We start from the raw sequence: 11,484 nt of genomic DNA on the forward strand, positions 1-11,484 counted from the left end.
TGCAGTTTCTGTTTTTGTACACCTCCTTTTTTAAATGTTGCTATTGATATAAAGATTATGTATTTACTACTATAATATTAAATGTGTTTTCGTATTTACCAATCTTTTCTAAAAGGGTTCGCGTCAGGACCGGAGCTTGCTGTCGCATACAGTCTACCTGCTGTATAACGTGTGGTTCCGGCTTTTTGAGTGTCACTATCGAAGTTCCATGTATAACCGTCATCCATAAATCGGGAAATGCTATATCCGCTTATCATGTTTTCAGTCGCAGTTTCATAACCAGCATACTCTTGACCGATTAGGTCATTTCCGTAAACCAGAATATTGCTCTTTTTATTTCCTATAGTTTTCCATTTGGTTATAATTTCTGATGCGGGATCTCTAATTTCTTTATCATTGTCATTATAGCAAGGGACATTTACACTTCCGTAACATGATGCGTTCAATCCGGCAATGGACTTGCGCGTATATTTACTATAATCCTGGGGGCTACCTTCGAGATTTGGGTTAATGACTTGCAAGATTTCTGTTGGCGAAACGTATCCGTGCCATGCGTAGTCTATGTAGCTGCCTACTTTGATGCCTCCACATTTGTCGACATCATAGAAATATTCTGTTGCGTCTCCTTTATCAACTAGTGTCAGTAATTTGCCGGGCAAGGCTTCACTCAATTTCTTGATTAGCATGGGGTATGAAGTGGTGTTCATTTCCGGTATTCCTGTTTTGCCATATTTGCTGTCTTCGTCCCATAGGTTTATGCCGTCAAGGTCGTAACGTTCTACCACAGCTTTTACTTGGCGGACGAAGTCGGTTATTTGCGTAGCATTCATGTTGCAAAAGCCTATGCCTTGACCGCCATTCTCAATACAAATGCATATTTTACGATTGTGTACTTGAATCGGACGGAGATATTTATTACTATGTTCCAATACATAACCTAAATCAGTACCTAAAGTAAACATAACACGCTGACTGAGAGCATCGTAGTTTATCGTTGCTCTTTTTAAGTTTATAATATTCCCCAAACTATAAATCTTTCTGGATTGGCCCTTGGGCTGAGCAGTGATACCAAAAGCGTTGGCAATGTATGGCTGGTAGGTTTCTGTATTCACATAAAATACAGAAGTCAGATTGGGTAATAACTCCGGTATATCTTCCGGTATTCCCGGATTAGGTTCGATAGTTGTCGCTTTCTTTTCAATATATATTCTATAATATAGCGCTTGTTTTTCTGCTTGTGCTTCTACATTTGTTGCGGCTTTTTCTATGGTGAGTGCCAATAGATAAAGCGTTCCGATCTCCAATCCATCGGTAGAGATTGTCGCTTTTATAGCGGCAGATGTTTGCTTTCCGGCGGCTATGGTGAGTGTGCCATCGTTTTCGAAGCGCATGTTGGCAGTGGGGAACGTTTTTGTTTCGAGATTGTATTTTTCGTTGTAAGCGTCTGCCAACGCTTCGTTGGCAATCGCTTTCAGGGTGACAGTACTTGTAGCGGGCTTAGTCAATGTATAGCTGATGTATTCGTTGCTTTCCTCGTCTTCTTCATACAAGTCGATGTCTATTAGATTCGACAAGGTTCTTTCACTGCGTAAGATTCCTCCTACACTGTTCATTGGCGTTTCATCGGGTAGCGTACCACCGATTTGTGTGATATCTTCTGCGGTGCATCCCATCATTGCTAACAGTAACATGGAGAGCGCGAAGTATTTGAATGAGTTATTCATAAGATTGATTTTATAGTATTTATACATTGCTTTTTTATCATTAGTCTTGGTTCTCGGCAAACTAATATTCCATAATTACTATCCTCTTACTTTCGTTTTACATTGACGGGTTCATCGTCTGTATAGCCGTCCGGCAAGTATGATAATTTTTTTCAGGTTGATAATAATCTTCGCCTATGGAATATATTGCCATTCCCGCCAAAGGACCTAAACCGACTACGCGATTGGGCATTTCGAGCACGGCATTATGCCATTTCCCGTCTTCATCCGCTAATTTGCCGTTCATCTTGGTAGCGAGTACCAGTTGTGCCTTGGATAGCGTTGTGTGCATCTCTAGCGTATTTGCCACTAGCAGTTTCAATGCTACGGCTCTCTCTATATAGGCAGTGTTGAGCACCACGTAGTCCAGCTTTTCCATGTCGGCGGCATCCACAAAGCTAGGATCTCCTTCAAATACGAGCGCTTTTCCGGTAGCGGATAGTTTAGAGACAATCAGCCGTGCAGATGCCTTGCGGGCAGCCTGTTCGTCATCCGTTCCGCCGTAAAGAGGTAATCCGCTGAAAGCGAAACCATCCATTTTTAGTTCTGCAACAGTGGCTACCGCTTTGTCCAGCCATGCGCCCAGAGTAGCGTCATCGGGGAGTTCCGCCATCTTCTTGGCGTAATCTACGTGGTAAAGCACGCGGGTGCTTTTCTCTTGTAGTCCGGGAATGTCCTCACGGTCGGAAGCAGTGATGTTCTCTGAGTTTGCCAACGTGACAAAGTCCAGCGAATCGGGCAGTGAACGGAGATATTCGCCTTCGTTCTTTGAAGGCTCAACGCCGTTGTTGAAGTTGGCGTAGGTGATGTAGTGCGGACGTTCGAGTTTGTAGACGCGCAGTGATTCCGTATAGCGTGCCCAAAGTTCGGGATTTTGCTTACTTGGGTCCTGAATGGTGTAGTCCACTTCTTCCGGGTCTGTCCAGTCTTCGCAAGACGTAAACAGGAATCCTCCGGCTATTGCGACTGTCAGGAGACAAGCCATCAAATTGGATTTCAAATATCTGTGTTTCATATCTTTTTGTTTTTCAAGGTTTTACTTTCAATTAATTGTTCGGTTTGCAATCCCACCAGAGACGGATGTTTATTCTGTCTCCCCCCAACATATCTACGGCTTCTTCTACGTGTCCCCCGTTGAGGCTGTATTCACTGCCAGGGTATTGCAGGCGACGTATACCGATGTCGGTAAGTTCGGAATATGAGCTCTTATTGTCGACGATGGGCAGCATTTTAGGATAACCCGTGCGGCGGCGTTCGCTCCATGCTTCGATGCCCAGCGGGTAGATGGCAATCCATTTCTGCGTGATGATGCGTTCGAGATTCTCTTCGAAATGATCTGCTTTGGTGTCTGTGTTCCACGCGATTTTGATGTTGGACGGGGCACTGGTGTCGTATTTGCCCAGTGGGTCGGCATAGGCTGCGGGCACCATGCTGTTGTCGGCAGCATAAGCTTCAGCTCCCGATGCTCCGTGTTGGGCAAAGGAGAGGGCGATGCCTTGCTCGTAGAGGTCTTTGGCTTTTCCACCCATTGCCCATCCCCGCAACGCACCTTCGGCACGGAGGAATGCCACTTCGGCGGCAGTCATCCAGGTGTAAGGGTCGGTGGCGGTCATGAGGCGGTTGGAGTAGACGCTCTTCAGTTGGTCGTCGGTCACGCCTGTCGGCAGTGTGCCGATGCGGATGCCGTAGTAGCCCTCCTTGCTGCCGGCGGTGCCGTCTGTCTTGCCGTTGCCTTTGCCCATGGTGAAGTACTTTTCGCGGCGGGAATCCTGATAGCCGTTCATATAGCATAGGATGTCGGCGCCAATCCGATAGTCGTTCCAAGTATTGAAACAGAGGGCAGAACGGTTTTCGGCTACGTGAAACAGGGCGTTGTCGGCATTGTCCGTAATTACGCCCGCCGTCACTGCCGCTTCGGCTATCCGTTGCACTTCTTCTTTCATCTCAGGCACGTAGCAGAGGCGCATTGCCATGCGGAGTTGCAGAGAATGAAGGTATTTGCGCCATTTCTCCACGTCTCCGTAATAAACGTCGTCAAGCTTCTTCAGGGCATCGGGGGCGAGTGTGAGGTTGTCCTCAAATGCTTGGTCGGCCTCATCCAGTTCCTTGAACATCTGCTTGTAGATAACATCCTGCGAGTCGTAGGGAGAACTCAACGCGGCGGCTTCTCCTTCCACCACTATCTTGCTGTAGGGGATGGGACCGAACATGTCAGTAGTGCGTTGCATGATGGCCACACGCAGTACTTTGGCGATGGCTTGCGGAACGGGCACGTCACTCAACTTCATCAGATTGCGATAGTTGGGGTAGGTGTTGGTGAAGATGGTGGAAAAGGCTCCTTCCAACCAATCCGACTTGGGATTGTATGTTGAGAATTTTTCAATCCATCCGGTGTGCGTATCACTGAAATATCCGCCATAAGCGCCACCACACATGGCTTCCATGAATTGATACAAATGTTCCTGTGTAGGGATGACCTGTCCTTCAAGAGTTTTGAGCTTGGAACCTACATTATAATTGTCCCGCCCCATCTCTTCCTGAGTGGTTTCAAAAGGGTTGCGGTTGATATCACTGTCCATGCAACTACCTGCAATAAGTAGTGTGACGAGTGACATCACTGTCAGATTGAACTGTTTTATGTATTTCATGCTATTCATCGTTTTAGAAGTTAAGCTTAATGTTAAACCCGATGTTACGGCTGCTAGGCATCATGAAGTAGTCGATACCCTGGTAGAAGTTGCCGGTAGTGGCCACGCTTTCGGGATCGAACGGCGCTTTATTGTATATCATCCAAAGATTGCGGCCTACAAGCGATACATTGATGTCGCATACATTGCCTATCCAGCGACGGGGGATGGTATAGCCGATGCGCGCTTCCTGAAGGCGGACGTTCGTCGCGCTATACGTATAGTATTGGGGCAAGCCGCTGGAACCGGCAATGACCTCAAACCATTTTTGTGCATCTACTATGGTGCGTCCGTTGACGAGTACTCCACCGGCATCGCGGGCGGCGGCAGTTCTTTCGGAAACCCCGTACTCGTCCATGGCTGCCTGGGTAGCTGAATATACAATACCTCCGATGCGGGCGGAAATCAGGAATCCTACGTTGATACCTTTGTAAGAGAAGGAGTTGTTCCATGCCAGATTGGCTTTCGGGAATACGCTTCCTAGTTTGATGTCGTTCAGATTGCCCACTTTGGAGACGTTGCCGGTGGCGTCTATCTGGACTTTTCCCTTGTCATCGCGCACCACATCGGAACGGGTGTAAAGATCGCCCAACGAACCACCTTCTTTCAAAATGAATTCCGCTTGTGCCAATCCGCGTCCGTCAGATGTTTTCAGCGGAAGCCGGTCTTTATTGATGATTTCTCCGGTTTCGGGATGCACATAGTTTCTTACCAATTCGGTCAGTGTGTTCTGGTTGCTGGAAATGGTGAAGCTGGTGTCCCAGTTGAAACCGCTCCAAGTATGCCCGTAGCCTAACATACCTTCCACGCCCACGTTGCGCACGGAGCCTGTCTGCACATACAACTTCTCGTAACCGGAAGAGACCGAAAGCTGCGGGTCGAATGTCTGGTTGTGTGTATTGGCGTAATAGAAGGAAGCGCTTACTTTGAAGTCGCGGAACAGCGTTGCGTCTACGCCCACTTCCCAGGAGTTGGTACGTTCGGGATAGAGCGTGCCGATAGGGTAGATGGATTTCTCTTTCCATTGTTGCGAGGTAGCATCGTATGGGAAAGTCGGTATAGTCAGATAACGGGGGTAGGGAGAACCTACGGAACTGTACGAACCGCGCACTTTCAGGTAATCTACCCATTGGGGCAATTTTACCATTTCGGTGATTACTGCCGACAGACCTACCGACGGATAAAAGAAGGAAGGATCTGTAGTGCCGTGAATTTGTGAAGCCCAGTCGTTACGTCCCGTCAAGGTGAGGTAGAGCATGCTCTTCCAGCCTACTTCTACGTTGGCGAAGATGGAATACGTCACGTCTTGCCATGCTTCTTGGACGGCACGCTTCTTCACATTGTCGAGGTCGAACACGTTGAATAAGTTGGGGATTCCGTTTTCTTGTATCGGTCCACCGTAACTAAAGGTACTGCTGATATTGTTGCTCAAACTGGTACCGATATTGGCTACAAGGGTGAAGTCTTTGATGCGTTTGTTGATGTTCACCAGGAAGTCGGCATACGTTTGGCTGGTTTCATTCTTGGCAATCGTGTAGTGTCCTTGATTACCGTCGGTGAGCGTGGCGATGGTTCCGGCATAGAGTTTCTGCTCGTACGTGTTGTTGGAGTTGTCGATGCGAATACGTCCCGACAGGTTCAACCAGTCCAGTACATCGTAAGTTAGTCCGATGGACATCATGTAACGCTTCTTGTCATTCTCGTGGAGATTACGGTACGAAATCCAATAAGGGTTCTGCATGCGGAGATTACCTTCGCCCTGAGGCCAATATGGCAAGTTGATCTTGCGCGCATCGCTCCAGCGTTCAAAGACTTTCACCAATGAGAAGTCGTCGCTTCGAGGGAACAGGTAAGTCGATACCAGCGGGTTAGAATATACACCCTGATTGACCATATTACGGTCGTTCTGAATGATATAGCTAGCTCCGACATCGAGCTTCATCTTGTCGTTGAGGAGACTGGTTGTGTTGCGGAAAGTGAAATTATATCTGTTATACCTATTGTTGGGAATCATTCCGTCGGAGTTGGTCGCTGCTGCGGAGAAGAAAGTCTGGTTCTTTTCCGAACCGGCAGACAAGCTGACGGAATTGGAGTACACTGCCCCCGTTTCAAAAAAATCAGTGGGTTCGTATCCCGTACGGCTCGCGTTGTTCAGCTTCGGTCCCCAACTGAGGGTTGTAGAACCGTTTGCTTTGCCATAGCTTCCTGTTCCGTAGCGATTCTGGAATTTGGGCATTACGAATGGATTCATCCAGTCGATGCCGGTGGATACGCTTGCTTGCAGTTTTCCTACTTTTCCCTTTTTGGTGGTGATAACAATAGCTCCATTCGCTGCGTTGCTACCGTAGAGGGCAGCAGCTGCCGCACCTGTCAGTACGGAAATGCTTTCGATGTCTTCAGGATTGATGTCGGCAATGCTTTCTGTAGCACCTTTTGAATCGAATTCTGTGCCACCACCGCCACCGAAATTGAACATCGGTATGCCGTCGATAACATACAGCGCGTTACTGCTCTGCTCAATGGACTTCGTTCCGCGCATCACTACTTTACTGGCGCCACCTACACCGGATGAACTTGAATTGATCGTGACACCCGCTACTTTACCGTTCAGGCTATTAACGAAGTTTGCGTCCTTGATTTGAGTCAGTTCGTCCGATTTTACTTGCTGTACATTATAACTTAACGCCTTTTGTTCGCGTTTGATACCGAGGGCTGTCACTACTACTTCATTCAATTGCTTAGTGTCACTTTGCAATTTTACTTCATAGGTGTTCCTGTCTGTTATTCTCATAGTTTGGGGCGTGTATCCTACATACGTAAAACTTAATGCATTGCCCGGAGAAGCGGTAATTGTGAAATTGCCATCCATATCGGTGATAGCTCCTTCAGAGCTTCCTTCTACCTTGATATTTACTCCAATTAAAGGTTCATTGCTTTCGTCAACTACCTTTCCCGTCACTTTTTTGACAGGGGTTTCTTTAGGCTTGTTGTCCGGAATAATCATGATGTATTTCCCTTTGAACTGATAGGCGAACCCGCTACCTTTGAGTATTTGTACAAGGGCGTTTTCTAATGTTACGGCTCTTAGGTCAAGATTTAAAACAGGCTTGTTTTTTAATTGGGAATCGTTGAAACCGACAGAGAAGTCGGATTGTCTTTCTACTTCTTTAAGTGCCTCTATTACAGATATATTTTTCTTTTGAATAGTAATCTTGGCACTGTTTTGCGCAAAGGTGGGTGCTTGCATCAATAACAAACAGAAAAAAAGTAAAAAACTTCTTCCCTTTGCAGACTGGTTTACTATAAATTCGTAAATTTGTAGCATTTTCTTAGTATTAGATTATTAACTAATTTATTTCACGGTAATTAAGAGTAAAACTCTAATATTGAGAATTTTGATTTCATATCCGGGATAGAGTTCGGGCTCTGTTCCGGATACTTTTTTGCATGTTTGTAAAGGGTTAAAAAGGTTATTGGTATTGTTGTTCGTTTTTACTGTGATTTTGATTTCTGGATTATTTAGGAATCAGGTAACAGCGGTCCTCTTTTATTTTATAGTCTATCTGACCTACTACATTAACTATCACATCCATTACTTCCGATAGTGTTGCCCGGTCTTTAAAACGGAAACTGTATTTATCTTCTTTCAGATTCTTCAGGCGATACTCGAAAGTATATGGATATTTACGTTCTAATATGGTTATAATCTCTTTTATACTCATCTCTCTGAATACCAGCTCGCCACGTTGCCAGGCTGTGACATCATTCATATCGGGAGTGTCCAAATGGTGCTGGCGGGTGTATTTATGATAGGCCAACTGTTCGTTAGGATTTAAAATAACTTGAGATTTTAAATCATCATATTCCACGAGTACACTTCCCGAAATCAAGGTTGCCGCTACTATCGGATTCTCAGGGTATGCAGCTACATTAAATTCAGTTCCGAGTGCTGTTACCTGAAAATCATTCGACTTGACGATAAACGGGTGCTTCTTATCCGGCTTCACTTTGAAATTGGCTTCACCGATCAGAAATACGCTACGGTCTTTGCCTGTGAATTCCTTCGGATATAAAAGGGTGCTTTGTGAGTTCAGTTGTACTTTGGTCCCGTCGGGCAAGGTGAGAGTCCGTACTTCTGCTGTCGGGATATATTGCTGTAATAAATTAGGCTCTGTCTTTTTTCCTATGGTAGAAAGGTAGATGGAAGAAGCAGCTACTATAAAGAATACGGCTGCGGCTGCCTGCCAGATGTGGATCGGACGGATTCTCCGTTCTTCCCGTACGGAAGGAATACCCGCATTCTTTCTTAATTGTTCGTATGATTGATGTATATTGGGAGCTTTCCCTTGCTTGTATCCTTCTTCCCACAGATATTGCAATGCTTCGTCTTTCTCGGACACATATTCTTCGTCTACCAACCATTGGTAGAACTCCTGTCGGGTGGCTTCCGGGTAGTCATTCCCGGTAAATAAGGCTAGTATTTTTTGAAAATAGTTCTTCATTTTGAGATATTAATTAGAGCTGTTACATTAATATCTCAATTAACTAAGGCGGACTACTTAAAAAAAAGTGCGAAAAAAAGTAAAAAAGATATTTTTTTCATTTCAAGCAGGGTTAGATAGATGTGATGTTCTACCGTCCGGACTGAAATGTTCAGCTTTTCGGCAATTTCATTATTGCTCATAGTTTCAAATCTACTCATTTCAAAAACTTTTCTGCGCTGTTCGGGAAGACGGCTGAGGGTTAGTTTGATGATTAGTTGAATTTCTTTGTAGTATATGTCGTTAAGAGGATCTTCTGTTTGGGAAAGTTCTTCTACTAAGCTTTTCTCTATTACTTTTTCCTGATAGGCTGATTCTATTCTTTTATGTTTGATAAAATTGAGAGTCGTACTTTTGGTAAGAGTATAGACATAAGGTTTCAAATTGGGAACTTTTGTCCATATCTCGGGTTGAGTCCATAATTTTGTGAAAACATCTTGGGCAATGTCTTCTGCATCTTCTTCGGATTTAAGCAACATAAATGCGAAATATTTTACTACTGAATAATACTCAGCGAATATTATTCCGAATTGTTTTGCTAGTAATATGTTGTCTTGTTTTGTGGGCATTGAATTTATAAATTATTGGGAATCAAAAGCAAATGTAGACAAATAAAATTGAGATACGAAGAAAAAGCAAATTGTTTATGAAAAAAGGTAAATAAAAATAGTGACGCTATCCCTTGCGGATGGCGTCACTATACGAGTGGGATAGTGACGGTATCACGATGGGATAGCGTCACTATTTTTAAGTATGTTTTCTACCAGTTCCTTTTCACTGTGCGGTAGCCATAACAGGTGATTACAAGAAAGCAGATGAACGGGAGAATGAATGACACATTGACTGCCGGTAACCAGCCGATTTCTTTCATGTCGATGATGCTTGCCTGCAATGGAGGAAGGATAGAGCCACCGAGGATAGCCATTATAAGACCGGCTGCTCCGAATTTGGCATCATCTCCAAGACCTTTCAAGGCAATGCCGTAAATAGTGGGGAACATCAGAGACATACAGGCTGAAACGGCTATCAGGCAATATAATCCGTAGATATTCTGAAGAAAGATAGTGCCTAAAGTGAAAATTCCACCGAAAATAGCCAGAATCATCAATAATTTACCCGCATTCAGATAACGCAGAATAAAGGTACAGATGAAACGGCTGATACAGAAAATAACCATTGCGATGATGTTGTATTGCTGCGAGAGTACTTCCGCACTCTTTTCATCCATACCGAATTCCGGTGACATAAACAGACGGGTACCATATTGGATGACAAATGTCCAGCACATGATTTGTGCACCTACGTAGAAGAATTGGGCAATCACACCTTCGCGATAACGTGTTTGGGTAAAAATACGTTTTAATGTCGGGAAGAAATCTATTTTGTGGTTCTGATCCCCGTTCTTCGGCATTTTTACGAAGCGTATCAGAAGCAGCATCGCTACGATAACCAGCCCGATGATAAGATAAGGGGCGATTAGAACAGCAAGGTCGCTTTCTTTGATGGCCTGAAATTCATTTTCATTGAGCAGGGCGCGGTCTTCAGTACCCATCGGGTGTAATTTGGCTTGAATGAATTGCATGGCTACATACATTCCAAGCAGCGAACCCATAGGGTTGAAAGACTGGGCAAGATTCAAACGTCTTGTGGATGTTTCTTCCGTTCCCATGGAAAGGATGTATGGGTTACAGCTTGTTTCCAGAAATGAGAGTCCGCAAGTCAGGATGAAATAGGCAATCAGGAACGGGTAATATTCTCCTGTCATTTTAGCGGGGAAGAATAGGAACGCACCGAAAGCGTATAAACCGAGACCTAGCAGAACGCCTGCTTTATAAGAATATTTACGGATGAACATTGCTGCCGGAAAAGCCATGGCAAAGTAACCGCCATAGAAGGCTACTTGTACCAGTGCTCCATCAGTAGCACTCATCCGGAAGATTTTAGAAAATGCTTTCACCATCGGATTGGTAATATCATTTGCAAATCCCCATAACGCAAAACAAGAGGTAATGAGAATAAAAGGGATAAGGTAACTGACGCCATCTTTGGATAGGATGGACTGTTTGATGTGTTTCATGGTTCTTTCTGCTTATTTTATTAGGTATTATATAGATGGAACATTCTTTCCATTGGTTTCCATTTTTCCGCGGAACTCATTCCGGGAGCGGCTTGTTGGAAGATAGCCATGTATTCCTCCCATTCCTGTTGGCGGGGAAGAGTATTCAGGCGTGCCATTGCTGTGTCCCAGTCGAAGTCAACGGGAGTTTCGACAATCATAAACAAGCGTGTGCCAAGAATATAGATTTCCATTTCGAGGATGCCTACTTCCCGGATACCTGCAAGGATTTCAGGCCATGCTTCCGCTTCACTATGTCTTTTACGATATTCGGCAATCAATTCCGGCGAATCGCGTAAGTCAAGAGTCTGGCAATATCTTTTGACGGGGACGTTGTAAGATTGAACTTGATAACCGGTTTTGGGTGTTTCCATATA

Annotated in this window: 8 protein-coding genes; all 8 read right to left on the bottom strand. The window is 44.9% G+C overall.

The window, feature by feature from the left end:
- Window positions 1-95 precede the first annotated feature (95 nt).
- The 8 genes from RDN93_RS07900 to RDN93_RS07935 all read right to left on the bottom strand — a co-directional run bounded on the left by RDN93_RS07900 (window position 96) and on the right by RDN93_RS07935 (window position 11,481).
- Window positions 96-1,724 (bottom strand): BT_3987 domain-containing protein, encoded by a 1,629-nt coding sequence (locus RDN93_RS07900; RefSeq protein WP_308744994.1) that lies wholly within the window; start codon window positions 1,722-1,724, stop codon window positions 96-98.
- 97 nt (window positions 1,725-1,821) lie between these two features.
- Complete coding sequence (locus tag RDN93_RS07905) at window positions 1,822-2,778, bottom strand: glycoside hydrolase family 18 (RefSeq protein WP_308744995.1); 957 nt, start codon at window positions 2,776-2,778, stop codon at window positions 1,822-1,824.
- 31 nt (window positions 2,779-2,809) lie between these two features.
- On the bottom strand, window positions 2,810-4,411 hold the full coding sequence (locus tag RDN93_RS07910) for a RagB/SusD family nutrient uptake outer membrane protein (RefSeq protein ID WP_308744996.1): 1,602 nt from the start codon (window positions 4,409-4,411) through the stop codon (window positions 2,810-2,812).
- Window positions 4,412-4,424: 13 nt separating this feature from the next.
- Window positions 4,425-7,775: a SusC/RagA family TonB-linked outer membrane protein gene (locus RDN93_RS07915; protein ID WP_308744997.1), complete on the bottom strand. Its 3,351-nt coding sequence runs from the start codon at window positions 7,773-7,775 to the stop codon at window positions 4,425-4,427.
- A gap of 190 nt (window positions 7,776-7,965) precedes the next feature.
- On the bottom strand, window positions 7,966-8,952 hold the full coding sequence (locus RDN93_RS07920; RefSeq protein ID WP_308744998.1) for a FecR domain-containing protein: 987 nt from the start codon (window positions 8,950-8,952) through the stop codon (window positions 7,966-7,968).
- 53 nt (window positions 8,953-9,005) lie between these two features.
- Window positions 9,006-9,560, bottom strand: coding sequence for an RNA polymerase sigma-70 factor (locus RDN93_RS07925; protein WP_308745000.1), 555 nt, complete (start codon window positions 9,558-9,560; stop codon window positions 9,006-9,008).
- A gap of 191 nt (window positions 9,561-9,751) precedes the next feature.
- Window positions 9,752-11,068 (bottom strand): L-fucose:H+ symporter permease, encoded by a 1,317-nt coding sequence (gene fucP, locus RDN93_RS07930; RefSeq protein ID WP_308745002.1) that lies wholly within the window; start codon window positions 11,066-11,068, stop codon window positions 9,752-9,754.
- A 20-nt stretch (window positions 11,069-11,088) separates the two neighbouring features.
- Window positions 11,089-11,481: an L-rhamnose mutarotase gene (locus RDN93_RS07935; protein ID WP_308745003.1), complete on the bottom strand. Its 393-nt coding sequence runs from the start codon at window positions 11,479-11,481 to the stop codon at window positions 11,089-11,091.
- Window positions 11,482-11,484 lie beyond the last annotated feature (3 nt).

This window comes from uncultured Bacteroides sp. (assembly GCF_902491285.1).
In the GTDB taxonomy this organism is placed as follows: domain Bacteria; phylum Bacteroidota; class Bacteroidia; order Bacteroidales; family Bacteroidaceae; genus Bacteroides.

What these genes read in the sequence shown, in the direction of transcription:
- RDN93_RS07920 (WP_308744998.1), bottom strand. Translation starts at nt 8,952, where the DNA reads ATGAAGAACTATTTTCAAAAAATACTAGCCTTATTTACCGGGAATGAC.
- RDN93_RS07935 (WP_308745003.1), bottom strand. Translation starts at nt 11,481, where the DNA reads ATGGAAACACCCAAAACCGGTTATCAAGTTCAATCTTACAACGTCCCC.
- RDN93_RS07910 (WP_308744996.1), bottom strand. Translation starts at nt 4,411, where the DNA reads ATGAAATACATAAAACAGTTCAATCTGACAGTGATGTCACTCGTCACA.
- RDN93_RS07905 (WP_308744995.1), bottom strand. Translation starts at nt 2,778, where the DNA reads ATGAAACACAGATATTTGAAATCCAATTTGATGGCTTGTCTCCTGACA.
- RDN93_RS07925 (WP_308745000.1), bottom strand. Translation starts at nt 9,560, where the DNA reads ATGCCCACAAAACAAGACAACATATTACTAGCAAAACAATTCGGAATA.
- RDN93_RS07915 (WP_308744997.1), bottom strand. Translation starts at nt 7,775, where the DNA reads ATGCTACAAATTTACGAATTTATAGTAAACCAGTCTGCAAAGGGAAGA.
- fucP (WP_308745002.1), bottom strand. Translation starts at nt 11,068, where the DNA reads ATGAAACACATCAAACAGTCCATCCTATCCAAAGATGGCGTCAGTTAC.
- RDN93_RS07900 (WP_308744994.1), bottom strand. Translation starts at nt 1,724, where the DNA reads ATGAATAACTCATTCAAATACTTCGCGCTCTCCATGTTACTGTTAGCA.